The 26,103-nt window shown below is 70.4% G+C and carries 28 protein-coding genes and 1 tRNA gene; 11 read left to right on the plus strand and 18 right to left on the minus strand.

Annotated features, from left to right (window positions below; translation table 11 throughout):
* Positions 1-33 precede the first annotated feature (33 nt).
* On the plus strand, positions 34-522 hold the full coding sequence (greA, locus tag QWJ90_RS02275; protein ID WP_290105971.1) for a transcription elongation factor GreA: 489 nt from the start codon (positions 34-36) through the stop codon (positions 520-522).
* Between the two features lie 58 nt (positions 523-580).
* On the opposite strand, the gene ilvA is transcribed toward greA, so the two are convergent.
* Both ilvA and QWJ90_RS02285 read right to left on the minus strand, forming a co-directional pair.
* Positions 581-1,849, minus strand: a complete 1,269-nt coding sequence (gene ilvA / locus QWJ90_RS02280; protein ID WP_290105972.1) for a threonine ammonia-lyase — start codon at positions 1,847-1,849, stop codon at positions 581-583.
* Complete coding sequence (locus tag QWJ90_RS02285; protein ID WP_290105973.1) at positions 1,846-3,075, minus strand: AI-2E family transporter; 1,230 nt, start codon at positions 3,073-3,075, stop codon at positions 1,846-1,848. Before QWJ90_RS02285 ends, ilvA begins: the two co-directional genes overlap by 4 nt.
* 71 nt (positions 3,076-3,146) lie before the next feature.
* Here QWJ90_RS02285 and QWJ90_RS02290 point away from each other — a divergent pair, with 71 nt between their 5' ends.
* Both QWJ90_RS02290 and QWJ90_RS02295 read left to right on the plus strand, forming a co-directional pair.
* Positions 3,147-4,409 carry a winged helix-turn-helix domain-containing protein gene (locus QWJ90_RS02290; protein WP_290105974.1) on the plus strand — a complete coding sequence of 421 codons (1,263 nt, stop codon included), beginning with the start codon at positions 3,147-3,149 and terminating at the stop codon, positions 4,407-4,409.
* 21 nt (positions 4,410-4,430) lie between these two features.
* A complete protein-coding gene (locus tag QWJ90_RS02295; RefSeq protein WP_290105975.1) occupies positions 4,431-5,348 on the plus strand; it encodes a hypothetical protein in 918 nt (305 codons plus the stop codon).
* 27 nt (positions 5,349-5,375) lie between these two features.
* Here QWJ90_RS02295 and QWJ90_RS02300 read toward each other — a convergent pair whose 3' ends face one another.
* The gene (locus QWJ90_RS02300; protein WP_156243245.1) at positions 5,376-5,942 is read right to left on the minus strand and encodes a LemA family protein; all 567 of its coding nucleotides are present in this window, start codon (positions 5,940-5,942) and stop codon (positions 5,376-5,378) included.
* Between the two features lie 83 nt (positions 5,943-6,025).
* Here QWJ90_RS02300 and QWJ90_RS02305 point away from each other — a divergent pair, with 83 nt between their 5' ends.
* A complete protein-coding gene (locus QWJ90_RS02305) occupies positions 6,026-6,550 on the plus strand; it encodes a GNAT family N-acetyltransferase (RefSeq protein ID WP_290105976.1) in 525 nt (174 codons plus the stop codon).
* 26 nt (positions 6,551-6,576) lie between these two features.
* Positions 6,577-7,245: a DNA alkylation repair protein gene (locus QWJ90_RS02310; protein WP_290105977.1), complete on the plus strand. Its 669-nt coding sequence runs from the start codon at positions 6,577-6,579 to the stop codon at positions 7,243-7,245.
* 54 nt (positions 7,246-7,299) lie between these two features.
* Here QWJ90_RS02310 and QWJ90_RS02315 read toward each other — a convergent pair whose 3' ends face one another.
* The 5 genes from QWJ90_RS02315 to QWJ90_RS02335 all read right to left on the minus strand — a co-directional run bounded on the left by QWJ90_RS02315 (position 7,300) and on the right by QWJ90_RS02335 (position 11,442).
* A complete protein-coding gene (locus QWJ90_RS02315; RefSeq protein ID WP_290105978.1) occupies positions 7,300-8,280 on the minus strand; it encodes an ABC transporter substrate-binding protein in 981 nt (326 codons plus the stop codon).
* A 49-nt stretch (positions 8,281-8,329) separates the two neighbouring features.
* Positions 8,330-9,142 carry an ABC transporter permease gene (locus QWJ90_RS02320; protein WP_290105979.1) on the minus strand — a complete coding sequence of 271 codons (813 nt, stop codon included), beginning with the start codon at positions 9,140-9,142 and terminating at the stop codon, positions 8,330-8,332.
* Positions 9,142-9,972: an ABC transporter permease gene (locus tag QWJ90_RS02325; RefSeq protein ID WP_290105980.1), complete on the minus strand. Its 831-nt coding sequence runs from the start codon at positions 9,970-9,972 to the stop codon at positions 9,142-9,144. Before QWJ90_RS02325 ends, QWJ90_RS02320 begins: the two co-directional genes overlap by 1 nt.
* Positions 9,969-10,793, minus strand: coding sequence for an ABC transporter ATP-binding protein (locus QWJ90_RS02330; protein ID WP_290105981.1), 825 nt, complete (start codon positions 10,791-10,793; stop codon positions 9,969-9,971). Before QWJ90_RS02330 ends, QWJ90_RS02325 begins: the two co-directional genes overlap by 4 nt.
* A gap of 70 nt (positions 10,794-10,863) precedes the next feature.
* Entirely contained in the window at positions 10,864-11,442 is a 579-nt protein-coding gene (locus tag QWJ90_RS02335; RefSeq protein WP_290105982.1) for a MarR family winged helix-turn-helix transcriptional regulator, read from the minus strand.
* A 147-nt stretch (positions 11,443-11,589) separates the two neighbouring features.
* Between QWJ90_RS02335 and QWJ90_RS02340 the strand changes: the two genes are divergently transcribed.
* Genes QWJ90_RS02340 through QWJ90_RS02360 form a run of 5 tightly spaced genes read left to right on the plus strand, consistent with a single transcriptional unit; the run spans position 11,590 to position 15,879 of the window.
* On the plus strand, positions 11,590-12,255 hold the full coding sequence (locus QWJ90_RS02340) for an amino acid synthesis family protein (protein ID WP_290105983.1): 666 nt from the start codon (positions 11,590-11,592) through the stop codon (positions 12,253-12,255).
* Positions 12,252-12,821, plus strand: coding sequence for an amino acid synthesis family protein (locus QWJ90_RS02345; protein WP_290105984.1), 570 nt, complete (start codon positions 12,252-12,254; stop codon positions 12,819-12,821). The genes QWJ90_RS02340 and QWJ90_RS02345 overlap by 4 nt, the downstream gene beginning before the upstream one ends.
* Positions 12,818-13,984 carry an amidohydrolase family protein gene (locus QWJ90_RS02350; RefSeq protein WP_290105985.1) on the plus strand — a complete coding sequence of 389 codons (1,167 nt, stop codon included), beginning with the start codon at positions 12,818-12,820 and terminating at the stop codon, positions 13,982-13,984. The genes QWJ90_RS02345 and QWJ90_RS02350 overlap by 4 nt, the downstream gene beginning before the upstream one ends.
* 17 nt (positions 13,985-14,001) lie before the next feature.
* The gene (locus QWJ90_RS02355; RefSeq protein ID WP_290105986.1) at positions 14,002-14,676 is read left to right on the plus strand and encodes a DUF4286 family protein; all 675 of its coding nucleotides are present in this window, start codon (positions 14,002-14,004) and stop codon (positions 14,674-14,676) included.
* On the plus strand, positions 14,677-15,879 hold the full coding sequence (locus tag QWJ90_RS02360; RefSeq protein ID WP_290105987.1) for an FAD-dependent oxidoreductase: 1,203 nt from the start codon (positions 14,677-14,679) through the stop codon (positions 15,877-15,879).
* Positions 15,880-15,927: 48 nt separating this feature from the next.
* On the opposite strand, the gene QWJ90_RS02365 is transcribed toward QWJ90_RS02360, so the two are convergent.
* Positions 15,928-17,262 carry an alpha-L-fucosidase gene (locus QWJ90_RS02365; RefSeq protein WP_290105988.1) on the minus strand — a complete coding sequence of 445 codons (1,335 nt, stop codon included), beginning with the start codon at positions 17,260-17,262 and terminating at the stop codon, positions 15,928-15,930.
* Between the two features lie 81 nt (positions 17,263-17,343).
* Between QWJ90_RS02365 and QWJ90_RS02370 the strand changes: the two genes are divergently transcribed.
* Positions 17,344-18,204 carry a fumarylacetoacetate hydrolase family protein gene (locus QWJ90_RS02370; protein WP_290105989.1) on the plus strand — a complete coding sequence of 287 codons (861 nt, stop codon included), beginning with the start codon at positions 17,344-17,346 and terminating at the stop codon, positions 18,202-18,204.
* 54 nt (positions 18,205-18,258) lie between these two features.
* On the opposite strand, the gene QWJ90_RS02375 is transcribed toward QWJ90_RS02370, so the two are convergent.
* The 9 genes from QWJ90_RS02375 to QWJ90_RS02415 all read right to left on the minus strand — a co-directional run bounded on the left by QWJ90_RS02375 (position 18,259) and on the right by QWJ90_RS02415 (position 26,103).
* Positions 18,259-18,331, minus strand: a tRNA-Leu gene (locus tag QWJ90_RS02375).
* 62 nt (positions 18,332-18,393) lie between these two features.
* Complete coding sequence (locus QWJ90_RS02380; protein WP_290105990.1) at positions 18,394-19,779, minus strand: NAD(P)/FAD-dependent oxidoreductase; 1,386 nt, start codon at positions 19,777-19,779, stop codon at positions 18,394-18,396.
* A gap of 34 nt (positions 19,780-19,813) precedes the next feature.
* The gene (locus QWJ90_RS02385; RefSeq protein ID WP_290105991.1) at positions 19,814-21,181 is read right to left on the minus strand and encodes a S8 family peptidase; all 1,368 of its coding nucleotides are present in this window, start codon (positions 21,179-21,181) and stop codon (positions 19,814-19,816) included.
* Positions 21,178-21,696, minus strand: coding sequence for a DUF501 domain-containing protein (locus QWJ90_RS02390; protein ID WP_290105992.1), 519 nt, complete (start codon positions 21,694-21,696; stop codon positions 21,178-21,180). Before QWJ90_RS02390 ends, QWJ90_RS02385 begins: the two co-directional genes overlap by 4 nt.
* Positions 21,697-21,705: 9 nt before the next feature.
* Positions 21,706-22,251 (minus strand): FtsB family cell division protein, encoded by a 546-nt coding sequence (locus QWJ90_RS02395; RefSeq protein WP_290105993.1) that lies wholly within the window; start codon positions 22,249-22,251, stop codon positions 21,706-21,708.
* 36 nt (positions 22,252-22,287) lie between these two features.
* Positions 22,288-23,568 carry a phosphopyruvate hydratase gene (gene eno / locus QWJ90_RS02400; protein ID WP_156240846.1) on the minus strand — a complete coding sequence of 427 codons (1,281 nt, stop codon included), beginning with the start codon at positions 23,566-23,568 and terminating at the stop codon, positions 22,288-22,290.
* An 88-nt stretch (positions 23,569-23,656) separates the two neighbouring features.
* Positions 23,657-24,325 carry an O-methyltransferase gene (locus tag QWJ90_RS02405; protein ID WP_290105994.1) on the minus strand — a complete coding sequence of 223 codons (669 nt, stop codon included), beginning with the start codon at positions 24,323-24,325 and terminating at the stop codon, positions 23,657-23,659.
* 10 nt (positions 24,326-24,335) lie between these two features.
* Complete coding sequence (locus QWJ90_RS02410; RefSeq protein ID WP_290105995.1) at positions 24,336-25,127, minus strand: ABC transporter ATP-binding protein; 792 nt, start codon at positions 25,125-25,127, stop codon at positions 24,336-24,338.
* A gap of 4 nt (positions 25,128-25,131) precedes the next feature.
* Positions 25,132-26,103, minus strand: a complete 972-nt coding sequence (locus QWJ90_RS02415; protein ID WP_290105997.1) for an ABC transporter permease — start codon at positions 26,101-26,103, stop codon at positions 25,132-25,134.

Raw genomic sequence — 26,103 nt, forward strand, 5'->3', positions numbered from 1 at the left:
CCGTCGGCCGCGCATCCACGAAGGAGACAGACCGTGTCCGATGACACCCAGGTCCCGTTCCTGACGCAGGAGGCCTACGACCGCCTCGCCGCCGAGCTCGAGCACCTCTCGACCACGGGTCGCGAGGAGATCGCCAAGCGCATCGAGGCGGCGCGCGAGGAGGGCGACCTCCGCGAGAACGGCGGCTACCACGCGGCCAAGGACGAGCAGGGCAAGCAGGAGGCGCGCATCCGCCAGCTGCAGGCGCTGCTCAAGGACGCGAAGGTGGGCGTCGCGCCGGAGTCGAACGGCGTCGTGGAGCCGGGGACCGTCGTGACCGCCGTCGTCTTCGGCGACCAGGAGCGCTTCCTCCTCGGCAGCCGCGAGATCGCCGGAGGCACCGACCTCGACGTCTACAGCGAGCAGAGCCCGCTGGGCTCGGCCATCCTCGGCCTCAGGGAGGGCCAGAAGACGAGCTACCAGGCCCCCAACGGCAAGGAGATCCCCGTCGAGGTCGTCAAGGTCGAGACGTTCACCGGCTGATCCGCCGAGACGGGAAGAGGGCGACGGCCGTCGGCCGTCGCCCTCTTCCCGTCTGCGCTCACTCCGGCAGGATCTCCGGGCGGAAGCCGGCGTCGCGGAGGATCTGCAGCGTCAGGAGCTTGTGCTCCTCCCCGCGGGTCTCCACCGAGATCTGCAGGATGACCTCGCTGATCTGCATGCCCTGCCCGTGGCGGGTGTGCAGCACCTCGATGACGTTCGCCCCGGCCTCGGCGAGCAGCTCCGACACGCGGGCGAGCTGGCCCGGTCGGTCCGGGAGCGGGATGCGGATGCTCATGTAGCGCCCGGATGCCGCGAGACCGTGCGCGACGACCCGCTGCAGGAGGAGCGGGTCGATGTTGCCCCCCGAGAGCAGCGCGACCGTGGTTCCCTGAGCGCGGACCTTGCCCGCCAGGATCGCGGCGACCCCCACAGCGCCCGCGGGCTCGACGACGACCTTGGCGCGTTCGAGGAGCACCAGGAGCGCGCGCGCGATATCGTCCTCGCTGACGGTGACGACCTCGTCGACGAGCTCGCGGATGACCGCGAAGGGCACGTCTCCCGGCCGGGCGACGAGGATGCCGTCGGCGATCGTCGGCTTCGTCTCGATCGTCACCGGCTCCCCGGCTTCGAGGGACACCGGCATGGGCGCGGCGTTCTCGGCCTGCACGCCGATGATCCGCACCGAGCGCCCCGCTGCTGCGGCCTTCGCCTTCGCCGCCGCGGCGACTCCCGCGATGAGACCGCCGCCGCCGATCCCCATGATGATCGTGTCGACATCCGCCACGTCGTCGAGGATCTCGATCCCGAGCGTGCCCTGACCGACGATGACGTCGCGGTGGTCGAACGGATGGATGAGCACCGCGCCGGTGCGCGCGGCGTGCTCGGCGGCGTGGCGCAGGCCGACGTCGACCGTGGCGCCGTCCAGCACGACCTCGGCCCCGTAGCCCTTGGTCGCGAGCAGCTTCGGGACCGGGACCCCGAGCGGCATGTAGATCGTCGCGGGGATGCCCAGGCGCTGCGCGGCGAGCGCGACGCCCTGCGCGTGGTTTCCGGCGGAGGCGGCGACGACCCCGTGGCGCCGCTCCTCCTCGGTCAGGCGCGAGAGCCGGTACGTGGCGCCGCGCACCTTGAACGAGCCGGTGCGCTGCAGGTTCTCGAGCTTCAGGTGCACGGGCGCGCCCAGCACCTCGCTGAGGTGCAGCGAGTACTCGATCGGCGTGTGCTCGACGACGCCCTCGAGGAAGCGCGCGGCGGTCTCGAACTCGGCGAGCGTCGGGATGGCCGAGGTCGCGGGTGCGGCCTCCGGGTGCGTCTCTGCGGGTGTCATTCGAGTTCCTCTCTGCGCTGCAGGCTCTCACCGCGGCGGAGGTTCTTGGGCACCGTGCTCCAGATGAGGTCGCCCTGCACGAGCGTGCCGGTGCGCCACGATCCCGAGCTGAGGGTGACGGCGACGACGTTCACGAACGCCGCGACGGGGACGGCGAACAGGGCGCCCGGGATCCCGCCGGCCATCGACCCGCCCGCCACGACGAGCACCACGGCGAGGGGATGCACCTTCACGGCCGACCCCATGAGGAGCGGCTGGAGGATGTGACTCTCGATCTGCTGCACGAGCAGCACGACGACGAGCATCGCCACGCCGATCCAGAGCCCGTTGTAGACCAGCGCGATGACGACGGCGAGCGCACCGGTAACGATGGCGCCCACGAACGGCACGAACGCGCCGAGGAACACGAGCACGGCGATGGGGATGGCCAGGGGCACGCCGAGGAAGAAGGCGCCCAGGCCGATGCCGACCGCGTCGATCGTCGCGACGATGATCTGCGTGCGGGCGTAGTTGATGAGCGTGGCCCAGCCGTTGCGCGCGGCCGCGTCGGCCGCCGGCCGAGCGGCGCGCGGGAAGAGGCGCACGGTCCAGCGCCAGATGCCCGCGCCGTCGAAGAGGAAGCACAGCAGGACGAACAGCGCCACGAGGAACCCCGTCGCGAAGTGCCCGAGGGTGGACCCGACCGCCAGCGCCCCGTTGAGGAGGAGGTCGGCCTGCTCCTGCACGAGGTCGATGGTGCCCGTGAGCATCCCGTCGAGCTGCGTCGGCGTGACGAGCTGGGACTCGACGAGGAAGCCGCGCAGCCCGGCGATCGACTCCGCGGCGCGGGCGCGCACCTCCGCCGCCTGCTCGCCGATCTGCCAGACGACGAGCCACACGAGGCCGACGACCACCGCGATCGTCCCGAGCACGCTGACGACCACGGCGAGGGTCCGCGGGACCCGGTGCCGGACCATCCAGGAGAAGAAGGGGTACACGAGCGCGGTGAGGAGCGTCGCGACGAAGATCGGGATGACGAGGAGCTTGAACTCGATGACGAGCCAGACGATCACCCCGACGACGCCCGCGAGGATGAGGAAGCGCCATCCGTACGCGGTGGCGACGCGCAGTCCGATCGGCACCTCGACGGGATCGGGCCCGAGAGGCTGCGCGGGCGGGCGCGGCGGCTCCGGGACACGTCGGCCGAACAGGCCAGGGCGACCGTTGCGGGGCGGGACGTCGCTCATCCTCGTCATCCTAATCCCCCGTCTGCGGCGCCACGGGCCCGATGTCGGGGGCCGCCGGTAGCGTGAGCTGCGTGAAGGATGCGCTGTCCGCGGCCGAGGCGCGCCGCATGGCCCTCGCCGCGCAGGGACTGGCCAGAGCCAGGCCTGCCGCCCCGGCCATCCGCCACGTGCGACGCGAGCTCGCCCGCATGCACGTGCTGCAGATCGATTCCGTGAACGTGTTCGCACGCTCGCACTACGTTCCGCTGCTGTCGCGGCTCGGGCCCTACGACACGAGCCTCCTGGACCGCCTCGTCCTGACGCCTTCGACCCGCGGACCGGAGTTCGTCGAGTACCTCGCACATGAGGCGACCTTCGTGCCCGTCGCGGACTGGCCGCTGTGGCGGTTCCGCATGGACGCGATGCGCGCGAAGCACGGCGGCGAGGGCAGCTGGTTCGCCGCGAACGCCGACACGGTGCGCTGGGTGCGGGCGGAGCTCGCCGAGCGCGGCCCGCTGCGACCGGCGGAGATCGAACGGGACCTGCCGGCGAGCCGAGGCCCGTGGTGGGGCTGGGACGACGTGAAGCGGGCGCTGGAGATGCTGTGGCGGTTCGGCGAGGTCGCCATCGCCGGGCGCAGCGGGTTCGAGCGGCGCTACGGGCTCGCCGAGCAGGTCATCCCCGCCGAGCATCTCGCCCGCTCCGTCTCCCGCGATGACGCGATCGTCGAGCTCGTGCGGCGAGCGGCGCGGGCCTCGGGTGTCGCCACGGCGGCCGACCTGGCGGACTACCACCGGCTGCGCGACCGCCGCGCCGTGCACGCCGCGCTGGAGCGGCTCGTCGCGGAGGGCGAGCTGGCGCCGGTCGCGGTGCGCGGGTGGGAGCGCGGCGAGCGGCCCATCCCGGCCTGGCGGCACCGCGAGGCGGTGCTGCCGCGCCGCATCAGCCGCGCCACGGTCCTGACCCCGTTCGATCCCGTGGTGTGGTTCCGCGAGCGCGCGCAGCGGATGTTCGGCTTCGAGTACCGCATCGAGATCTACACGCCGGCCGAGCGCCGCCGGTTCGGGTACTACTCCCTGCCGCTCCTCGTCGGCGACCGCATCGTCGGCCGCGCGGATCTGAAGGCGGAACGCGCGACATCCACCCTCCGCGTGCAGTCGGCCTGGTGGGAGCCGGGCGCCGCCTCGCCTGACGTCGCGGAGCGGGCCGCGGCGGCCCTGCGCGACGCCGCGCACTGGCAGGGGCTGGAGTCGCTGTCCGTCTCCGACTGGGGAGACGCGGCCGACGACCTCGCGCGTGTGCTCGACGCGCCGCGCCACGGCCATCCCGGCGCTCTCCGAGCCACGGCTGATTAGGGTTGCGGAAGAGGAGGCCGCATGAAACGTCCCATGGTCCCGATCCTCGCCGTCGTCGGCGTGATCGTCATCGGCATGCTCGCGATCGGGTTCTGGTCGACCAGCCGTCCGGCGAGTGCCGAGCGCGTCGCCGGGCAGTATCTCGAGGCGTTGTCGGGCGGTCACGCGGACGCCGTGCGGGGTCTCCTGGCAGACCCCGACGCGGTCCCGGAATCCGCGTGGACCGCCTTCGAAGGAGCGGCCGAGCACCTCGGCGACGCCGAGATCGTCGAGCTGTCGGAGACCGAGGACGCCGCCAGCGTGCGCGTCGAGACGGTCCTGGCCGACGAGCCGCTCGAGCTGCGGTTCTCGCTCGAGAAGGACGGCGCATCATGGCGGGTGACGGAGCCGACGCTCACGCCGGTGACCATGACGGCCACGCGCGGCGCGTGGGTCGACGTCGCCGGCTCGCCCATGCCGCTCGAAGGCGGATCGGCCGATTTGTCGCTCCTCCCGGCCTCGTACGACGTCTCGGCCTGGCCCGCGGAGTTCCTCGACGGGCAGGACCGCGTTCGCGTCGGAGCGGAGCCGACCTCCGTCGCACTCGACCCCGTGTTCACCGACGCCGCGCAAACCCAGGCCGAGGACGCGCTCGACGCCCACATCGACGAGTGCCTCGCCGCCTCCTCGGAGGTGCTCGACGGGTGCGGCTTGATCGTGCCGTGGCCCGCCGACCTCGCCGAAACCATCGAGATCACCTACCGCGCCGATGCGCTGCCGCAGCCCGAGATCGACCTCGACGCGGGCACGTTCCAGGCCACCGGCGGCGCCGTCGTCGCGACCGTGACCGGCCTGCACGGCGACGGCAGCGAGGGCACCTACACCTACCGCACCGACTCCTGGAACCTCTATGGCTCCATCTCGCTCGACGAGGAAGGGCTCCTGCTCAGCGTGAACTGAGAGGAGCCCTTCGGGTCGTCGACCGCGTCAGAACTGCACGCGAGGCGGCTCCGACATCGCCGCTCCCCCGTCGACCTCGAAGAACTCGCGCTCGTCGAAGCCCAGGTTCCGGGCGAAGAGGTTGTTGGGGAACACCTTGATCTTGGTGTTCAGCTCGCGGACGCCGCCGTTGTAGAACCGGCGCGACGCCTGGATCTTGTCCTCGGTGTCGACGAGGCTGTGCTGCAGCTGCAGGTAGTTCTGGCTCGCCTGCAGCTGCGGGTACGACTCCGCGACGGCGAACAGGCTCTTGATCGCCTGCTGGAAGTGGTTCTCCGCCACCCCCGCCTCGGCGGGGCCGGTCGCCGCGAGCGTCTCCGCGCGCGCCCTGGTGACGTTCTCGAACACCGCCTTCTCATGCGCGGCGTACCCCTTCACCGCCTCGATGAGATTGGGGATCAGGTCGGCTCTTCGCTTGAGCTGCACCGTGATCCCGCTCCACGCCTCATCCACGCGGACGTTCAGCTGAACGAGCGAGTTGTACGTCGCCCAGAGATAGATGGCCGCGATGACGATGATCGCCACGACGACGAGAACGGGTATCAACCATTCCACGACGGAACCCCCCTTGATGTCTGCCCCCATCCTAGACACCGCCGTTCGCGGCTCACGGAGCCGCAGCCGCATACGATGTCGCCGTGACCGACTCCCCTGCGCTCCGCTTCGCCCGCCCCGACGACGTCGACGAGGTCGTCTCGCTCGTGGAGCGGGCGTATCGCGGCGCCGACGCGGGGTGGACGACGGAGGCGCATCTCATCGGCGGGCGCCGCACGGGCGCCGACGAGGTCGCCGCGCTCATCGCCGCGTCGACCGGCGGCCTCCTCACCCTGCGCGTGGACGACGGCATCGTCGCCACCTGCCATATCGATCGGCGGGATGGCCATGCCTGGTTCGGCATGTTCGCGGTCGACCCGGGCATGCAGGCGCGGGGGTACGGCCGTCAGCTCCTGAACGAAGCGGAACGCGTCGCCCGCGAGGAATGGGGCGCGACGGAGATGCGCATGACCGTCATCTCCGTGCGCACGGACCTGGTCGCCTGGTACGAGCGCCGCGGGTACCGGGCCACGGGCGCGACGTCGCCCTTCCCCTACGGCGACGAGCGCTTCGGCGCGCCGCGCGTGGCCGATCTCCGGTTCGCGGAGCTCGCCAAGCGGCTCTGCTGAGCGCCCGGGGATTCTAGGCTGACGTCATGGAGAACCCGGACGTCGCGGAGGTCCTCGCCGAACTCGCCGCCCTCGAGGACCCGCGGATGCGCGTGGTCAACGAACGGCACGGCGACGATCACGGAGTCAACCTCACGAAGCTGAGGGCACTCGCGAAGCGCCTGGGCACCGACCCGGCGCTGTCGCGCGCGCTCTGGGAGACCGGCGACACGGCGGCACGCCTCGTCGCCATCCTCACCGTCCGTCCGCGCGATCTCGACGCGGCGCGACTCGACGCGATGCTCCGCGAGGCGCGCGCGCCCAAGGTGCAGGACTGGCTGGTGAACTACCTCGCGAAGAAGAGCACGCACGCGGGGGCGCTGCGGGAGAGATGGTTCGCCGACCCCGACCCGGTCGTCGCCGCGGCGGGGTGGGAGCTCACCAGCCAGCGGGTGGCGAGGGGCGCCGACGGCGTCGATCTCGACGCGCTGCTGGACCTCATCCAGTCCGAGATGGCGAGCGCACCCGACCGCCTGCAGTGGGCGATGAACACGTGTCTTGCGCACATCGGCATCCGGCACCCCGAGCACCGGCCGCGCGCCCTCGAGATCGGCGAGCGGCTCGGCGTCCTGCGGGACTACCCCACCTCCCCCGGCTGCATCTCGCCGTTCGCACCCACCTGGATCGCGGAGATGGTCGCCCGTCAGAACCGCTGACCGAGCCATGCGGCCCCGGTCGCAGGACCGGGGCCGCGTGCGCGGAGCCTGCGCTCAGGGCTCGACGATGAGCGTCGAGTAATCGATCTCGGCGTCGAACCCGGCGACGGCGCGCATCGGGGCATCCCACTGCTCGATCGAGTCCTCACTCATCGCCGTCGTGAAGTCGGACAGCGGGCTGTCTCCCAGCACCTCCCGATCGATGCCGGTGAACTCCGAGAGCACGTCGCGCGCGTCCTCGTCGTTGGCTTGGATCCAGGCGATCGCCTCGTCGAGCGCTGCGCGGAACTTCTCCAGCGTCTCCGGATTCTCCTCCGCCCATGACGTCGCGGCCTGCCACGACGACATCGTCGCGGGGTCGCCGACGGCGCCGAGCGAGTAGCCGGCCTCGACCATCCCCGCCTCGCGTGCCACGTCGATGAACGGCTGCTGCATCTCGGCGACGTCGATGAGACCCGCCTTGAGCTGGTCCACCATCGTCGGCGTGGGCACCTGCACGGATTCCACCGCCTCCAGGTCGACGCCGTTCTCCTGCAGCCAGTACAGGGTGCCGATGTGGATGTTGCCGTTCAGAGTCGGAGCGCCGAGCTTCAACCCCTCGAGGTCTTCAGGACCGTCGATGTTCGTGTCGGGACGGGTCATGAGGATGTACTCGGGCTTCGCCTCAGTCGTTACGGCGTTGCCGGAGATCATGGCGATCTCCACGCCCTGGCTGGCCGCGCGGATGAGCGTGGGCTGCACGCCGAAGCCGATGTCGTACTGCTTGCCCAGCGTCGGCGGCAGCTTCGTGATGTCGGCCACGGGGGTGATCGTGGTCTCGAGGCCCTGCTCCTCGAAGAAGCCCTGCTCGTCCGCGACGACGACCGGAAGCGAAGCCACGGTGTTGTTGACGGCGAGGCGGACCGTCGAGGCGTCGCCGGCGTCGTCTGAGCCGCTTGCGTCGCTCGAACCGGCGCAGCCGGCGAGAGCGCCGGTGATGGCGAGAACGGAAGCCGCTGCGAAGATGCCGCGACTGAGAGTGGACATGGTGCTCATGGGATCTCCTTCGTGCACGCCGCGGGTACGACGTGCGGATGGTCGGCGCTCAGGCCGGGGGAAGGTGGCGGGTGAAGAACGACTCGATGGCGGCGATGCAGAAGTTGAACAGGAGAGCGACGATGCCGATGAGGACGAGCAGGCCGAATGTCGCGGCACTGTCGTACTCCTGCTGGCTCTGGGCGAGGAGGGCACCGATGCCCGTGACCCCCGTGAGGATCTCGACGAGGAGGGTGACGATGATCGCGACCGGCGCGCCCACCCGGATGCCGAGCAGGATGGCCGTGGCCACCGCGGGCATGATGATCGTGCGCACCCGTCGCATCCAGCTCATCTGGAACACGGCGGCGACGTCGAGGAGGGTGGGATTGAACTCCCGCATGGCCGCTCTGGTGTTGAGCAGAATCGGCCAGATGGCGGCGAGCACCGTGAGCGACGTCTTCATCGTCAGGGTGTAGCCCAGCAGCAGGACGCCGATGGGCACCATGGCGGATGAAGGAGTCGCCCGGAAGAACTCGAGGGTCGGGCCGAGGGCCCGGTCGAGCAGGCGCGATGCCCCGACGAGGATGCCGAGCGCTGCGCCCACGACGGTGGCGATGGCGAGCGAGATGACGAGGCTCTGCAGCGTGGCTCCGAGGGCTGGAAGCAGCGCACCCTCCCCCTGCAGCTGCGTGATGGCGGCAAGCCACGCCGACGGCCGCGGGAAGTACGGGGAGTCGTCGGAGCCGAAGACCTGCCACAGGGCGAGTCCGACGACGAGTGGCGTCAGCCCGCGCAGGGGGGCCGAGGTGCCGCGGCGGCGATTCTTCCGTGCCCTCGTCTGACCGGTGGCGATGGCGATGGTGCTGGTGGTCTGCGACATCAGGAACGTCGCCCCCTTTCGGCCGCGGCAGTGACACCGGGCAGCGCACGGGCGAGGATCCACTGCAGGATGGCGTTCAGCACGATGCCGAGGAGCCCCACGGAGATGAAGAAGACGAACATGCGGTCGGGACGCAGCGCGTTCTGCTCCACGACCAACCCGTAGCCGAGGCCCTCGGGATTGCCGACCACCTCCGCCGCGACTGCGAGGATCAGCGCGAGGTTGAGTCCGAGGCGCATGCCGACGATGATCTTGCCCGCGGCGGCGGGCATGATGATCGCCGTGACGCGGCGGAGCCCGGCGAGGTGGAAGGTGCGCGCGACGTCGCGGAGGCCGGGTCCCACCGCCCGAACGCCCTCGAGCGTGTTCACGAGCACCTGCCAGGTCGCCGCGTACACCACGACGACGAGCTCCATGGTGTACGAGAAGCCGAAGAGGAGTACGGCGAGGGGCACGAACGTGATGGACGGGAACGAGCGCAGCACCTCGATGGACGCCGCGGTCCATGTGTAGGCGGTCCGCGAGAGTCCGAGTGCGATGCCGACCCCGACGCCGATCACGCAGGCGATGGCCCAGCCGGTCAGAGCCACCGAGGCCGTGTGAAGGACGGCCGACTGAAGAGACGACTCGATCACCAGCTCGCCGACACCGCCCACGATCTCCGACGGCGCCGGGATGAAGTCGAACGAGAGCGCGCCCGCACGGTCGAGGACCTCCCAGAGGACGACGAGCGCCAGCAGCGTGGCCACGCCGGTCCAGTTGAACGAGCGAACCCAGGAGCGACGCGTCTTCCGCAGCGGGCCGAGCTGCATGGCCAGCGTGCTCGTCATTGCTCGCTCCGCAGGCGGAGCTCCGCCTCCACGACCGACTCATAGGCCTGGTGACGCAGGCGCAGGAACTCGGGCATCTCCTTCGTGTGGATCTGGTGCCGGGGCCGCGGAAGATCGACGTCGAAGACGTCGACGATCCGTCCCGGGATGCCGCCGAGGGCGAGCACGCGGTCCCCGAGGTACACCGCCTCCTCCACGTCGTGTGTGATGAAGATGATGGTGGCGCCAGTCTGCTCCTGCACCCGAAGCAGCTCGTCCTGCAGCGACGTCTTCGTGATGGCGTCCAGCGCGCCGAACGGCTCGTCCATCAACAGCACCTGGGGCTCCATGGCCAGCGCGCGGGCGATCTGAACGCGCTGCTGCATGCCGCCCGAAAGTCGCCATGGGTACTCGTCCGCGCGCTTCCGGAGGCCGACGAGGTCGAGCGCGGCGTCCACGCGGTCCTGCAGATCGCCGCCGCGATAGCGCGTCTCGAGGCCGAGAGCGACGTTGCGGCGGATCGTGCGCCACGGAAGCAGGGAGGAAGCGTAGTCCTGGAAGACCATGAGCACCCGATCGGGCGGGCCCTGGATCGGACGACCGTCGGCGAGGACCTCGGAGTCCTTGGTCGCCGGAATGAGGCCGCCCAGCACTCGCAGCAACGTGGTCTTGCCGGCGCCGGAAGTGCCGATGATGGAGAGGATCTCACCCTTGCGAACGGTGAAGTCGAGCCGATCGATCAGCCGCTTGGGGCCAGCCTTGGTGGTGACATCGACGGCGAGGTCCTTGACCGAGTATGCGAGGGCCGCCTCCGAGATCGGGCGGACGGGTTGTGGCTGCATGAACACTCCTTCGCGGCAAACCAGCCAGGAGACCGGTTGCAGAGAGTGTTACCCACATTAGGTACTTGAGTCAAGCATTTCCGAACTCCTTCGCCCACCGGACGGAGTCGCGGAGGTGACTGGCCAGCGTGGAGTCGCCGTCGAGACCGACATAGGACGCGAACACGCCGAGGGCGCCGAACTTGCCGACCTCCGTGAGGTCATCCTGAAAGTTGCGAATGCGCCGGAAGATCGCACGGTCGATCGCTCGCAACCGCTCCACTCCGTCCGGCGAGGCCGTGATGATCGACGCGCGGCGGTCAGTGGGATGGGGCGTTCGCTCGATGAGCCCTTGCTTGTCCAGCTGGCTGATGAGCCTCGACCCGAACGCCGGCGCGATATCCAGTCGATCAGACAGCTGACTCACCGTCATCCCGGCGTCCGATCCATAGATCTGCAGGAGCGCCTGATGATTCAACGGCTCAAGGCCATGCTCTCGCGCCTGATCGTCGAGAATCCGCATGATCTTGCGGAGCACGAAGCGGGCGTGGGCCAGCGCCTGAACATACCCGTGAAAGCTGCCCTCGCGCGCGGCGTCGGCGTTGCCCCAGGCGGCCAGCGCCTTCTGCATCTCGCCGCCGCGTTCGAGAGCCCCTCGATCGTCCTGCATCTTCGCACCCCTCCGGTCGATTCAGATCATTCTTGCGCACCCACTTGCCCTGGGCGTCCAAGTACGTAACTCTAGTGTCATATTTGAGTTACATTCCATGGTGGCGAGGACGCTGTCCCTCGCCGTCGGCCTGAAGAAAGGAAGGCGATGGCTCTTCAGAAGTTCTCCGGAGCGCCGTCCGTGCTCCGACACCTCGATCCGTCGTCGCCCGAGGCGCGCTGGGGGGTTCGCAGGATCACCGTCGAGGCGACCGAGACCCTCGCCGACGGCGAGGAGCCCCTGGCGGTGCCGGTCGTCCAGGCGGCCGCGACGGCGGTTCTGCGAAACCCCTGGATCGGCGCGGGCACGGACAGCGAACTCGTGCAGAGCCCGCAGCTCATCGCGGCCCGACTGTCGAAGCTCCTCGCCGACCGCCTGCTGGCCGCGCTCGGCGGCGCCGACGCGGTCGCCGCGTTCGGCAAGGGCGTGATCATCGGCGAGGCGGGCGAGATGGAGCACGGCGCGGCGATCACCCACACCCCGTACTTCGCCAGCAGCCTGCGCGGCTTCCTTGACGGCTCGGCCGTCATCTCCTTCGCCGATGCGCGAGGAGCCGCGGGCCAGCCGCTCACGATCCCGCTGTGCGAGAAGCACAGCGGCACGCGACGCGACTTCTACCAGTCCGTGCGCGTGCGGGTACCGGACGCACCCCGTCGCGACGAGCTCGTCCTCATTGCCGCAGCGGCGACCGGTCCCCGCCCCTTCCCTCGCGTGGGAGACCGCGCCACCGACCTCCCTCTCGATCCCGCCACTCTGAACGGAGCCTTCGCATGACCCCTCGCAAGATCTTCACTCTCGTGACTGAAACGCTCCTGGAGGGCGGGCGCCCCGTGGACCCGGTTGCGCGCGTCGCGGTCGTCGCCGCGGTCATACCGAACCCCTGGGCCGGCCAGGGATTCGTCGAGGACCTGACGGCGGGAGTCGACCAGTACGCTGACGAGCTCGGGGCGCTGCTCGCACCCCGCGTCGTCGCGGCACTCGGGACGCCGATCGAGGCCTACGGCAAGGCCGCCATCGTCGGCCTCGACGGCGAAATCGAGCACGGATCCGCGCTCATCCACACGCTGCAGTTCGGCGACCACTTCCGCCGCGCAGCGGACGCCACGACGCTCCTCCCGGCCGTCGAGAAGCGTGCGGGGGTCGGCGCGTCCTTCGACATCCCCCTCAAGCACATCACTGATCAGAAGATGCGCTCGCACCACCAGACGATCGAGGTGAGCGTCGCCGACGCGCCGCACGCCGGCGAGATCCTCGTCGCGCTCGCGGCCGCGGCACAGGGCCGCCCCCAGCAGCGCCTGCGCGCGTTCGGCACTGACTTCGGCCAGAAGGAATCGGCATGAGCCTCGCGGTCGTGAACATCGGCGACTCCCACAGTGGCGGCCTGCAGGGCGCCGCTATCGACGGCGACGCTCTCGTCGTCGAGCACGGCGTCATCACGTGGATCGGCTCGTCCTCCGACATCGCCGTCGGCGACCACGAGGAGGTACTCGACGCGGGCGGCGCCACCGCCATCCCCGGCCTCATCGACAGCCATGTCCACACCACATTCGGTGATTACACGCCTCGCCAGCAGACCATCGGCTTCCTCGACAGCTACCTTCATGGCGGGACGACCCGGGTCATCTCCGCCAGCGAAGTGCACGTGCCCGGACGTCCGACCGACGTCGTCGGAGTGAAGGCGCTGGCCGTCGCCGCATACAAGAGCTACGAGCACTACCGTCCCTCGGGCATGACCGTGCACGGCGGCTCCGTCATCCTCGAGCCCGGTCTCACGCGCACGGACTTCGAGGAGGTGCACGCCGCCGGCGTCCGGATGGCGAAGGGCGGCTTCGGAGCGTTCGCCGACGCCCGCGATTACATTCCCGTGGTCGCCGATGCACGGGCTGCCGGCATCACCGTGATGTGCCACAGCGGTGGCGGCTCCATTCCGGGCAGCCGGGCGAAGATCAGCGCCGAGCTGCTTCTCGAGATGCGGCCGAACGTGGCCGGACACGTCAACGGCGGCCCGACCTCGCTCACCGCCGAGGAGAACGTCGCGATGGTCGAGCAGGGCGGCGATATCGCCATGCAGCTCGTCCACGCCGGAAATCTGCGCTCGGCCATCCATCTCGCTGAGATGCTCCTCGCCCGCGACGAGCTCCACCGCATCCTCCTCGCCACCGACACGCCCACCGGCACCGGGGTCATCCCGCTCGGCATGCTCCGCATCATCACCGAGCTGACCTCGCTCGGCCCGTTCACTCCACGCCAGGCGATATCGGCGTCGACCGGCAATGTGCCCCGCATCTACGGCATCCCGGGCGGCGTCCTCGAGGTCGGTGCCGCCGCCGACCTCGCCCTCGTCGACGCCCCGCTCGGCTCCGCCGCCGACAACGCGTTCGACGCGATCGCCCGCGGCGACATCCCCGCTGTCGCCGCCGTCGTCACCGAGGGCGTCGTCCGATTCACCAAGAGCCGCAACACGCCACCGGCGCAGAAGCCCGCGGTGCTCCGCCATCCCTGACAGGAAATGAGAAGACAGTGACCGAAGGCATCCTGTTCTCGCAGATGACCCCTCGCTCCGAGGAGGTCGACCGGTTCAACAGCTGGTACGACGACGACCACATCCCGGCTCGCCTGGTGCTCCCCGGATTCCAGCGCGCGACCCGTTACGGGCCGCTCCCCGGCGAAGACGAGTTCCTCGCGGTCTACGAGGTCGACTCGCTCGACGCCTTCGCGACAGCGGGCTACCTCGACCTCAAGCGCGACCCCAGCGACGAGACCACGTACATGCTCGGCCGCGTCTCCGGCTTCACGCGCTACCTCTGCGAGCTCCTCTCCGACACCGGCGACGTCTCCGGTGCGCAGTACCTCTCGGCCGTGGCGTTCGCCGTACCCGAGGAGGACCGCGCCGAGTTCGAGCACTGGTACGCCGATGAGCACGTGCCGATGCTCATGGCCGCGCCGGACTGGCTGCGCGTGCGCCGCTACCACGTCGTCGACGGGCAGGGCGGCCCGTGGACTCACATCGCCCTGCACGAACTCGCCTCGCTCGAGGTCATGGACTCCCCCGAGCGCGAACGCGCCCGCTCCGGTCCGCTCCGCGCGCAGCTCGCCGATCGCGAGTGGTTCGGCCGCTCCGGGCGCTGGCTCTACCGCTCGCTGGGCGTGCGCACCCTAGAATCCCTCACCACCCCCGTCATCGCAGGAGAGTAAATGGTTCAGGACACCGTCATCGTCGTCGGCGCCGGCCCCGTGGGCGCCGTCACCGCGCTCGCCGCCGCGCAGGCGGGTTTCCGCGTTGAACTCGTCGAGGCCAGTGCGGAGATCGACACGAGTCCCCGAGCGGCGACCTTCCATCCGTCGACGCTCGAGATGCTGGCGAGCCTCGGCATCATCGACGACTTCATTCGGCTGGGCCTCGTCGCCCGGTACTTCGATTACTGGGACAAGCCCGCCCGACGCCTGGTCGCTCGGATGGATCACTCGATCCTCGCCGAAGAGACCGACTTCCCGTTCGTCGTGCAGACCGAGCAGCACAAGCTCGCGAACCTCGTCCTGTCCGAACTCGCGGCGCTGCCGAACGCGACCGTGCGCATGGGCACGCGCGTCCGCGCCCTGGAGCAGGACGACGAGGGCGTGACCGTGACCGTGGAGGGCGCCGCCGGCGAAGAGACGCTGCACGGCAGCTGGCTCGTGGGCGCGGATGGCGGGCGCAGCTTCGTTCGGAAGGCTCTGGACGTCGAGTTCGAGGGCTACACCTGGCCCGAGCGCTTTCTCGTCCTCACCACCCTGCACGACTTCGAGGTCACGCTCGGCTGCAGCTACCGCAGCTACTTCGCCGATCCGGGCGGATGGACGAACCTCTTCAAGGTCGCCGGCGACGACTACCAGGGCCGGTGGCGCGCGGTGTTCCCCGTTCCGGAGGACGAGAGCGACGAGGAGGCGCTCGGCGACGGATCGGTCGCGCGGCGCCTCGGTCCCCTGCTCGACGGCGCCCCCGACCAGGTGGTTCACCGGAACCTCTACCGCGTGCACCAGCGGGTTGCCGCGCGCTTCCGCGTGGGCCGGGTGTTCCTCGCCGGCGACGCCGCGCACGTCAACAACCCGATCGGCGGCCTCGGGCTGAACTGCGGCATTCACGACGCCATGGAGTTGGTGGAGTCGTTGCAGCAGGCGGACGGCGCGAACGACGACGTGCTCGAGCGATACGAGCGGCGGCGACGCCAGCTCAACATCGAATTCGTCCAGCAGCAGACGATCGACAACAAGCGGCGCCTCGAGGAGACCGACCCCGAGGTCCGAGCCGCGCGCCTCGACGAGCTGGCCGCCATCGCCGCCGATCCCGAGCGCATGCGGGCGTTCCTGCGGCGCACGTCGCTGCTGGATTCCGTCGCCAAGTCCCGCGCCACGGCGTGACCCGCGCGGTCGGGTCGTCCCGTCACACGACGAGCCGACCGCGCCCCGTCACCGCAGCGGGAACGCGACGTGCACGGGTCCGGCCGCGAGCACGCGCAGGGCGATCCCGTGCGCGCCCCGGACGATCTCCGCGCCCTGGCACTCCGTGCCGTCGAGGTGCACCCGGTCGAGGTCGACGTCCAGCGGCACGCTGGCGCCGATCGGGCCGTCCGCGAACGCGTGCGCCCGGCCATCCCGCCGCGTCCAGCGCACCCACGGCTCATCCGACGGCCGTGCGATCTCCGGGTCGAGCACGTGGGAGCCGAAGACGCCGTCGCCGTGCGCCGCGTTCCAGGACCCGAGCTCCTCCAGGGTACGGCGCTGCAGCGACGTCACCTCACCCGCAGCGGTGAGGCCGATGTTGAGCAGCAGGTTGCCGCCGCGCGAGACGACGTCGACGAAGTGCCGGATGGCCGTGCGCCCGTCGAGCGAGTGCCTCTCGTCCTCGAGGCGGTTGTGCCCGAAGGAGAAGCCCACGCCGCGCGTGTGCTCCCACATCTCCGCCGTCTGGGCAACCCTCCCCTCCTCGTACTCGCTGGTGCGGAAGTCCCAGTGGGTGAGGCCGAACCGGTCGTTCACCACCCCGTCGGGCGCGGCGGCGTAGAACCGGTCGAAGAGATCGACGAGGCTCTTCCCGCCCTCTGCCTTGCCCGCGTCGGGCCACTCGATGTCGCCCCACAGCACGTCCGGGCGGTACCGCTCGATGAGGTCGACGACGTGGTCGTAGGCGTAGTCGGCATAGGCGCGATCCACCGGCCGCACGGAGTCGTCGACCGGTCCGGTGATGGGCTCGCGTCGGTCGTACCACCAGTCGAGGCCGCCTGAGTAGTAGAGCCCGAAACGAACCCCGTGCCGCTGCGCCGCCTCGCGGAACTCGCCCAGGAGGTCGCGGCGGGGGCCGCGTCGGACCGTGTTGCGGTCCCCCGTGCCCGGCGCGTCCCACAGGGTCACGCCGTCGTGATGCTTGGCGGTGGGGACGAAGTAGCGCGCTCCCGCCCTCGACACGAGGTCCATCACGGCGTCCGCGTCGAAGCGCTCCGCCCGCCAGCGGTCGAGGAAGGCGTCGTACGGAGCGCCGCCGTGGACATCCTGATGGTGAGTCCATGCGGGGCTCCCCACGATGCGCATCGTGTTCGCGTACCACTCGGCGTAGGGATTGTGCGCCATCCAGTGCGCGTGGTCGAAGGCGCCGAGCGGTCCGATGGGCTCCGCCCACGCCGGAACGGCGTACGGCCCCCAGTGCACGAAGATCCCGAGCTTGGCGTCGCGGAACCAGGCCGGCGTCTCGCGGGCGAACCGCTCATAGGGCGCCGGCCGCACCGGGTCCTGCTCGAACATGGCCATCCCCCGCGAGTGTAGACACCCGGGGTAGTGTCGATCAACGCGGCCGCATGCGCGCGGCTCCCTCGACGAAGCAGGAGAAACATGAAGCTCGCCCGTCTCGGAGCCGTCGGATCGGAGATCCCCGTCCTGGTCGAGGGCGACCGCCACTTCGATCTGCGTCCGCTCACCACCGACATCGACGGCGGCTTCCTAGCCGGCGGCTTCCGCGACCGGATCGCCGCGGCACGAGACGCCGGCGAGCTGCCCGAGCTCCCCGATGCGGGTGCACTCCGTGTCGGTGCGCCGATCGCGCGCCCGGGCGCGGTGATCTGCATCGGCATGAACTACGTCGCGCACGCGGCGGAGTCGGGCGCCGAGCCGCCGGAGATCCCCATCATCTTCCTGAAGACCCCGAACACCGTGGTCGGTCCGAACGATGACGTCGTCATCCCTCGCGGCAGCGAGAAGACCGACTGGGAGGTCGAGCTCGGCATCGTGATCGGCAAGCGCGCCGCATACCTCGACTCCCCCGCCGAGTCGCTCGACCACATCGCCGGGTTCGTCCTGGCCAACGACGTGTCGGAGCGCGCTTTCCAGATGGAGGTGTCGGGCGGGCAGTGGTCGAAGGGCAAGATCTCCTTCGGTTTCAACCCCACCGGCCCCTGGCTGGTGACCCCGGACGAGGTCGACCCCGCGAACGTGGGTCTTCGCAGCTTCGTCAACGGCGAGCCCCGGCAGGACTCGAGCACGAGCGACATGGTCTTCGACGTCGTGCACATCGTGCACCACCTGTCGCAGTTCGCGACGCTGGAGCCGGGCGACCTCATCCTCACCGGCACCCCGGCGGGCGTCGCACTCTCGGGCAGATACCCGTACCTGCGGGCGGGCGATGTCGTCGAGCTCGAGGCCGACGGTCTCGGTCGCCAGCGGCAGGAGCTCGTGGCCTGGGAGGCCGCGAGGTGAGCCGACGAGAGGCCGCGGCGGCCCGCGCGATCAGGGCCTCGACCGCAGACGGCGTCCCCCCACTGGGATTCGAACCCAGACTGAAGCGAGTTTAAGTCGCCTGCCTCTGCCGTTGGGCTATGGGGGGCTGCGGATGGCGAAGGCCGCCACCGAGATCGGTGACGGCCTTCGCGCGCACGTGAGCGGCGGTTACTTCGCCGCGACCGCGGCCGGCACCGCGGCGGCGGGAGCGGGCTGCTCCTCCACCTTCGGCTTCGGGCGCGACGCGTAGGTCTCGAAGAACACGCGGGGCGTCTGCGTCGTGCCGAGCTGGACGGTGTCGCGACCGAGGAAGAAGTTGAGCACCCATCCCCAGATGACACGCCACTTGCGCTCCCACGAGGGCATCGCGAGGCCGTGGTAGCCGCGATGCGCGACCCAGGCGACGAAGCCCTTGAGGGCGATCTTGCCCGACTGGAAGGCACCGTTGTAGAGACCGAGGCCGGCGACGGCGCCGAGGTTCTTGTGCACGTAGTCGACAGGAGCCTCGCCGCGGATCACCGCCACGAGGTTCTTCGCAAGGCGCTTGGCCTGACGCACGGCGTGCTGCGCGTTCGGCACGCACATGCCGCCGACGCCGCCACCGGTGAGATCGGGCACGGCCGCCACGTCGCCGGCGGTCCAGGCGCCCTCGACGACGTTGCCGTCGGCATCCACGACGCGCAGGTCGGCCTGCGCGCTGATGCGGCCGCGGGCCTCCTTGGGCAGGTCGCCGCCATTGACGACGATCGGGTTCGCCATGACGCCGGCGGTCCAGATGATCAGGTCGGTCTCGTAGGCCTCGCCGGTCGAGACCTCGACGCGGCCGTCGACGGCCGACGTGACCTGCGTGTCGAGGTGCACGTGCGCGCCGCGCTTGGCGAGGTCCTTGAGCACCCACTCGCTCGTCTCGAGCGAGACCTCGGGCATGATGCGGCCCATGGCCTCGATGAGGTGGAAGTGCGTCTCGTCGAAGGTGATCTCCGGGAACTTCTCGAGCAGCGAGTTCGCGAGCGAGCGCAGTTCGGCGAAGGTCTCGATGCCGGCGAATCCGCCGCCGACGACCACGGTCGTCAGGAGCCGCTTGCGGAGCGGGTTGTCCTTAGAGAGGGCAGCGGCCTTCTCGAAGTTGCCGATGAGGGTGTCGCGCACCGCGACGGCCTCCTCGATCGACTTCATGCCGATCGCGTTGTCGGCGATGCCCGGGATCGGGAACGTGCGCGACACCGAGCCCGCGGTCACGACGATCTGGTCGTAGTGGTACTCCCAGGGCTCGCCGCCCTCGGGGGTGATCGTGGCCGTCTTGTTCGCGTGGTCGATTCCCGTGACCTTCGCGGTGACGAGCTTCGTGCGCTTGAGGTGGCGGCGGTGCGAGACGACCGCGTGGCGGGGCTCGATCGAGCCGGCGGCCACCTCGGGAAGGAAGGGCAGGTACGTCATGTACGGAAGCGGGTCGACCATGACGACCTCCGCCTCCCCACGACGCAGGTGCTTCTCGAGCTTCCACGCGGTGTAGAACCCCGCGTATCCGCCGCCGACGATGAGAATCTTGGGCACGTGTAACAGACTCCTTGAGTTGTTGTCCTGCTGGCTATCGCTGCGCGCGCGTCGACCGAACGCGCCTGAGTGCAGACACGACGCCGAGCACCACCAGGATACCAGCGGCGCTCAGCGCGAAGAGCGGCAGGGTGACCTCGCGCATGCTCTGCGCCGAGGGGAGGAACGGCGAGGCCTCGTCGGTCGGCGCATCCGCGGGCGGGATGGGCGGGAGTTCGACGGCTCCCGCGGTGGGCTCCGGATCCGGCCCGACCTCTCCGCGGCGGTGCAGGGCGATCCACTCCTGGAGACTGCCGAGCGGGTTCTCGCTCACCGCGTCGACATCCGCGTTCACCGCCTCGTCGGCGGCCACGAGCCCGTAGCCATACTGCGGGTCGGGCACCTTCTCCACCTGCAGCGGGCGCTTGGCCGTCCGGATGATCCGGTTGATGACGTTGGCCGCGTCGAGCTCTGGGTGCGCGGCGCGGACGAGAGCGGCGACGCCCGCGACGATCGGCGCAGCGCCACTCGTGCCGTTCCACTCGACGATCTCCCCCGCCGCCGATATGCCCAGCAGCTCCTCGCTCGGCGCGGCGACGCCGATCGTGATGCCCTGCGTCGACGCGCCGACCGACGCCACGCCCCGGGTGTCCACCCCGCCGACGGCGAGCACCCCGGGGATGGTCGCGGGCGCGCCGACGACGGTCGTCCCGCTCGCGCGGTTGCCGGCGGCGACGACCACCACGACGTCGTGGTCGAAGGCGTAGAGGAACGCGTCGTCCCAGATCTCGTCCCAGTCCAGCGTGTTGGTGGTGAAGGAGAGGTTGATGACGTCGGCGCCGTGGTCGACCGCCCACACCATCGCCTCGGCGACCTGCTCGTCGAACGGCACCGCGGCAGATGCGCCGAAGCCCAGCGAGATCGACAGGAGGTCGGCTTCGGGCGCGACGCCGATCATCCCGGCGCCCTCCGCCGTCCCGCGAGCGGCGGCGAGTGACGCGACGTACGACCCGTGGTCCTGGTCCTGCACGCCCACGGGGGTGCGGCCGTCCGCCGAGCCGAGGCCGGAGACGTCGGTTCCGTCGCGAACGACCCCCTCGAACTCGACCGGGCCCTTCGCGACGCCGGTGTCGATGACGGCGATCGTGGTGCCCTCGCCGCGCGTGGTCTCCCACGCGTCCTCGACCCCATAGCGGTCGAGCCAGTACTCCGCCGCGCGCACCGGATCCTCGGGCTCAGGCGTCGGGGTGGGCGAGGGCGTCTCGTCATCGGCGCCCTCGGCCAGACCTGCGTCGGCTGCGGCGGGAACGCCGGCGGGCGACTCCCGGACCGGTGCGGGCGCAGCGGGCGGAGCGGCGCTCGGTGCGGCCGCTCCGGGCAGAGCCAGGAGCGCGAGGAACCCGGCGACGACCGCTCGCCTCATGCAGCGGCGCCGGGATCGTCGCAGGCGCACCGCTCGGGCGACCACGACGACCGCTCCAGCGCGAGGTCTCCGATCGGGTTGACACCGGGACCGGCGGCGAGGGCGTGACCCGCCAGCGCGTGCAGGCACTTCACGCGGGTGGGCATGCCGCCGGCCGAGATGCCGGCGATCTCGGGCACGTCGCCGAAGCCCGCACGGTCGGCGAGATACGCCTCGTGCGCGCGGAGGTACCCGGCGGCGACGCCGTCGTCCTCGGCCAGGAGCGCTGTGAGCTCGGGCATGAGCTGGTTCGCCTCGAGGCGCGACATCTCGGCGGTGGCCGCCGGGTGCGTGAGGTAGTAGAACGTGGGGAACGGCGTCCCGTCGGGCAGGCGCGGGGCCGTGGCGACCACCGTCGGGTTGCCGCACGCGCACCGGGCGGCGATGCCGACGACACCGCGCGCCTCGCGCTGCAGCTGGGCCGAGACGACCTCCAGATCGACGGGTCGCACGGGCTCGAAGGGGGGTGTCGTCACCCCGCCAGGCTACTGGTCGGTGCTGGTGTCGGGCTGGAAGACATCGCCGTCGATCTCGACGGTCTCCTCCTCGGAGACCGCGGTCTTCGTCAGCCCCGCGCTCACGACCGATCGCAGCATCTGCGACATCCAGTCGTGCTCGGTCTCCTCGACCTCGGCGCTGATGGGCTCCGGCTCGACCGGCTGCTCGGACTCGTCGAGGTCGTCGTCGACGATGTAGACGACCTCGCCGGGGAAGCCGTAGAACAGGCGCTCACGCGCCTGGGTCGTGATGTAGGCCGGATCCTGCCAGCGCGAGCGCTCGCGCTCGAGCGCGTCCACCTTGTCCTGACTGACCTGCACGGCCTCCTGCAGGAACGCGATGCGCTGGCGCTGCTCGAGGTACGTGCTCGCGGTGGGAACCAGCACGAACGCGGCGAGGACCACGAGGCCCAGCATGATCGCCGTGAAGCCCGACAGCCGGATGGCCCCGAGCCAGCCGCGCACGTCGACCCCGCTCTCGCGAGACCCCCGTCCGCGGACGCGGGAAGGGGGAGCCGATGGTCTCTTCGCCATGACTCCCCCTCCTCGTGATGCGGTTCTCAGCCCCGCTTACGCCGTGAAGCGCGGGAAGGCGCTGCGGCCGGCGAACGTCGCACCGGCGCCCAGCTCCTCCTCGATGCGCAGAAGCTGATTGTACTTCGCGACCCGGTCGCTGCGAGCGGGCGCGCCGGACTTGATCTGACCGCAGTTGACGGCGACGGCGAGGTCGGCGATGGTCGTGTCCTCGGTCTCGCCGGAGCGGTGCGACATCATCGCGGTGTAGCCGTTGCTCTGCGCGAGGGCGACCGCGTCGAGCGTCTCGGTGAGCGTGCCGATCTGGTTGACCTTCACGAGCAGCGAGTTGGCGACGCCCTTGTTGATGCCGTCGGCGAGGCGCTGCGGGTTGGTGACGAACAGGTCGTCGCCCACGAGCTGCACCTTGCCGCCGATGCGGTCGGTGAGGGCCTTCCAGCCGTCCCAGTCGTCCTCGGCCAGCGCGTCTTCGATCGTGACGAGCGGGAAGTTCGCGAGCAGGTCCTCGTAGTACGAGGTGAGCTCCTCTGCGGTGAGCTGCTTGCCCTCGAAGTGGTAGACGCCGTCGCGGAAGAACTCGGTCGAGGCGACGTCGAGGCCGACGGCGATGTCCTTGCCCGGCGTGAAGCCGGCCTTCTCGATGGCGGCCATCAGGAAGTCCAGAGCGCCGCGGTTGCTGGGGAGATCGGGCGCGAAGCCGCCCTCGTCGCCGAGGCCCGTCGCGTAGCCGCCGGCCTTCAGCTCGCTCTTGAGCACGTGGTACGTCTCGGTGCCCCAGCGCAGCGACTCGCTGAACGACTCGGCGCCGAGCGGCACGAGGAAGAACTCCTGCATGTCGACGCCGGTGTCGGCGTGCGCGCCGCCGTTGATGACGTTGAGAGCGGGAACGGGCAGCACGTGCGCGTTCGGGCCGCCGATGTAGCGGAACAGCGGCAGGTCGGCGCTGTCGGCCGCGGCCTTGGCGACGGCGAGGCTGACGCCGAGGATGGCGTTGGCGCCCACGCGCTTCTTGTTGTCGGTGCCGTCGATCTCGATGAGCGCCTGGTCGATGACGCGCTGCTCGCTGGCGTCGAGGCCCTCGATGGCCGGGCCGAGCTCGTCGATGACGGCGTCGACGGCCTTCTGCACGCCCTTGCCGGCGTAGCGGCCCTTGTCGCCGTCGCGCAGCTCGTACGCCTCGAAGGCGCCGGTGGATGCGCCGGACGGGACGGCGGCGCGCTGCACGATCCCGTCTTCGAGGAGCACCTCCACCTCGACGGTCGGGTTGCCTCGCGAGTCGAGAATCTCGCGAGCGCCTACAGCCTCAATCAGTGCCACGGAAGTACTCCTTGTCGATGGGGGAATGCGGGGAGCGACGTCGATCCGCTCGTCAGTCTATTGCCGGCCGCCGGATGGCCGTGCCCGGTCAGACGCGGACGGCGATCGCGACGCCGTCCCAGCCCTTCACGCCGACGGTCTGCAGGGCCGTCGCATCGAAGCGCGGGTCGTCGCGGAGCATCTCCAGCCCCGCGCGCACGCCCGCGATCTGCGCATCCTCGTCGCCGAGGTCGGCGACCCGGCCGTCGCGGACGACGTTGTCGACGACGATCACGGCGCCGACAGGCGCCAGGCGCGCGGCCCAGTCGAGGTACACGGTGTTCGACTCCTTGTCGGCGTCGATGAAGACGAGGTCGAAGGGCTCACCCTCGTCGAGGGTCGGCAGCACGTCGGCCGCCCGCCCCTCGAGGATCTCCACCCGGTCCCCCACCTCGGCCGCGTCGACGTTCCGGCGCGCGAGGGCGGCGTTGTCGGGCTCGGCCTCGATGCTGATCAGTCGGCCGCCCTCGGGAAGGGCCCTGGCCATCCAGATCGCGGAGTAGCCGGCGAGCGTGCCGATCTCGAGGACCCGACGAGCGCGGGAGATGCGCACGAGGAGGTGCAGGAGCTTGCCCGCGACGGGCGCGACCTCGATCGGTCGCAGCTCCGCGCGCTCCTGTGCGGCCAGGGCCGCCTCGAGGGCGGGGTCGTGGCCGACGAGCGTCTCGGCGAGGTAGCGGTCGACGGCGGCCCAGGTGTCACGCGTCGCGTCTGTCATGTGACGATTCTCAGGCCAGGAGGGCCCTGTCGTCGAGGGTCGCGCCCTTGATCTTCGCGAACTCGGCCAGCAGGTCGGGCACCTTCAGCGTGCGCTTGCGTTCGGCCGACGCGGTGAAGACGATGCGCCCCTCGTGCATCATGATCAGCCGGTTGCCGAGGGCGAGCGCCTGCTCCATGTTGTGCGTGACCATGAGCGTGGTGAGGTTGCCCTGCTCGACGATCCGCTGCGTGAGGCGCGACACGAGCTCCGCGCGCTGCGGGTCGAGGGCCGCCGTGTGCTCGTCGAGGAGCAGGATGCGCGGCTGGGTGAACCCCGCCATGAGCAGCGACAGCGCCTGGCGCTGTCCGCCCGACAGCAGGCCCACCTTCGCGCTCAGGCGATCTTCGAGGCCCAGCTCGAGCACGCGCAGCTCCTCGCGGAATCGCTCGCGCTGCTTCCGGGTGAGCCCGCGCCCGAGCCCTCGCGCACGGCCGCGTCGAGCGGCGAGGGCGAGATTCTGCTCGATGGTGAGGTTTGGTGCGGTGCCGGCCATCGGATCCTGGAAGACGCGGCCGACGTAGCGGGCGCGCTGGAACTCGCGGAGTCGGTTGACGCGGCGGCCATCGATCTCGATCTCCCCCGCATCCACGGGCATGCGGCCGGAGATGGAGTTCAGGAGCGTCGACTTGCCCGCGCCGTTGGAGCCGATGACCGTGACGAAGTCCCCCTCCTCCAGCCGCAGGCTGAGCCCGGCGAGCGCGCGGCGCTCGTTGACCGTGCCGGGGAAGAAGGTCTTGGCGATGTCCTTCATGACGAGCATGGCGTCACCTTCCGTTCGCGGGCGCGACGGCCGCGGGCTCGGGGGCGTCGGGAGCGGGCTCGCGTGGCGCCACGCGGCCGCCCCTCCCCCGGAGCGACGGGATGCGGCGGAGGAAGCCCCACCGCGGGAGGAGCAGCGCGAGCACGACGAGCACGGCTGTGACGAGCTTCATGTCGTTCGGATCGAGACCCGCGCGCATGGCGAAGAAGATGATGAGGCGGTACAGCACCGCGCCCAGCACCACCGCGAGGCTGGCGAGCCAGATGAACCGATGCCCGAACACGGCCTGGCCGAGGATCACCGAGGCGAGGCCGACGAGGATGAGCCCGATGCCCATGCTGATGTCGGCGAACCCCTGGTACTGCGCGACGAGCGCGCCGCAGAGTGCGACGAAGCCGTTCGAGATGGCGAGGGTGAGGATGGTCGTGCGATCGGTCGAGACGCCGAAACTGCGGATCATCGGCCCGTTGTCGCCTGTCGCCTGGATGGCCAGGCCCAGGTTCGTCGAGAGGAACCAGTCGACGGCGAGCTTCAGCACGATGACGCCGACGAGGATGATGCCGATGCCGCCCCAGGTGCCGAGGAGGTCCGCCTCGCGGAGCGGTGTGAACAGGGTGTCCGCGCGCAGCAGCGGGAGGTTCGCCGCCACCGTGGCGTCTTCCTTGGCCGTGCCCATGATGCGGAGGTTCACCGACCAGAGCCCGATCATCGTGAGGATGCCCGCCAGCAGGCCGTCGATGCGGCCCTTCGTGTGCAGCAGGCCCGTGATCGCGCCCGCGACCAGGCCGGCCACGGCGCCCGCGAGTGTCGCGAGAACCGGATTCTGCCCGGTCGTGATCATCGCGGCGGCGACCGCGGCGCCGGTGGTGAAGCTCCCGTCGACGGTGAGGTCGGGGAAGTTGAGGATGCGGAACGTGAGGTACACGCCCAGCGCCATGACCCCGTAGACGAGGCCCAGCTCGATCGCGCCGATCAT

The organism is Microbacterium oryzae (assembly GCF_030406385.1).
Taxonomy (GTDB): domain Bacteria; phylum Actinomycetota; class Actinomycetes; order Actinomycetales; family Microbacteriaceae; genus Microbacterium; species Microbacterium oryzae_A.

Coding starts and splice junctions, on each gene's coding strand:
- QWJ90_RS02345 (WP_290105984.1), top strand. CDS start 12,252: ATGACCCCTCGCAAGATCTTCACTCTCGTGACTGAAACGCTCCTGGAG.
- QWJ90_RS02410 (WP_290105995.1), bottom strand. CDS start 25,127: ATGCTCGTCATGAAGGACATCGCCAAGACCTTCTTCCCCGGCACGGTC.
- QWJ90_RS02405 (WP_290105994.1), bottom strand. CDS start 24,325: ATGACAGACGCGACGCGTGACACCTGGGCCGCCGTCGACCGCTACCTC.
- QWJ90_RS02370 (WP_290105989.1), top strand. CDS start 17,344: ATGAAGCTCGCCCGTCTCGGAGCCGTCGGATCGGAGATCCCCGTCCTG.
- QWJ90_RS02385 (WP_290105991.1), bottom strand. CDS start 21,181: ATGAGGCGAGCGGTCGTCGCCGGGTTCCTCGCGCTCCTGGCTCTGCCC.
- QWJ90_RS02330 (WP_290105981.1), bottom strand. CDS start 10,793: ATGCAGCCACAACCCGTCCGCCCGATCTCGGAGGCGGCCCTCGCATAC.
- QWJ90_RS02335 (WP_290105982.1), bottom strand. CDS start 11,442: ATGCAGGACGATCGAGGGGCTCTCGAACGCGGCGGCGAGATGCAGAAG.
- QWJ90_RS02315 (WP_290105978.1), bottom strand. CDS start 8,280: ATGAGCACCATGTCCACTCTCAGTCGCGGCATCTTCGCAGCGGCTTCC.
- QWJ90_RS02285 (WP_290105973.1), bottom strand. CDS start 3,075: ATGAGCGACGTCCCGCCCCGCAACGGTCGCCCTGGCCTGTTCGGCCGA.
- QWJ90_RS02320 (WP_290105979.1), bottom strand. CDS start 9,142: ATGTCGCAGACCACCAGCACCATCGCCATCGCCACCGGTCAGACGAGG.
- QWJ90_RS02310 (WP_290105977.1), top strand. CDS start 6,577: ATGGAGAACCCGGACGTCGCGGAGGTCCTCGCCGAACTCGCCGCCCTC.
- QWJ90_RS02295 (WP_290105975.1), top strand. CDS start 4,431: ATGAAACGTCCCATGGTCCCGATCCTCGCCGTCGTCGGCGTGATCGTC.
- ilvA (WP_290105972.1), bottom strand. CDS start 1,849: ATGACACCCGCAGAGACGCACCCGGAGGCCGCACCCGCGACCTCGGCC.
- QWJ90_RS02340 (WP_290105983.1), top strand. CDS start 11,590: ATGGCTCTTCAGAAGTTCTCCGGAGCGCCGTCCGTGCTCCGACACCTC.
- QWJ90_RS02365 (WP_290105988.1), bottom strand. CDS start 17,262: ATGGCCATGTTCGAGCAGGACCCGGTGCGGCCGGCGCCCTATGAGCGG.
- QWJ90_RS02415 (WP_290105997.1), bottom strand. CDS start 26,103: ATGATCGGCGCGATCGAGCTGGGCCTCGTCTACGGGGTCATGGCGCTG.
- QWJ90_RS02395 (WP_290105993.1), bottom strand. CDS start 22,251: ATGGCGAAGAGACCATCGGCTCCCCCTTCCCGCGTCCGCGGACGGGGG.
- QWJ90_RS02360 (WP_290105987.1), top strand. CDS start 14,677: ATGGTTCAGGACACCGTCATCGTCGTCGGCGCCGGCCCCGTGGGCGCC.
- QWJ90_RS02325 (WP_290105980.1), bottom strand. CDS start 9,972: ATGACGAGCACGCTGGCCATGCAGCTCGGCCCGCTGCGGAAGACGCGT.
- QWJ90_RS02350 (WP_290105985.1), top strand. CDS start 12,818: ATGAGCCTCGCGGTCGTGAACATCGGCGACTCCCACAGTGGCGGCCTG.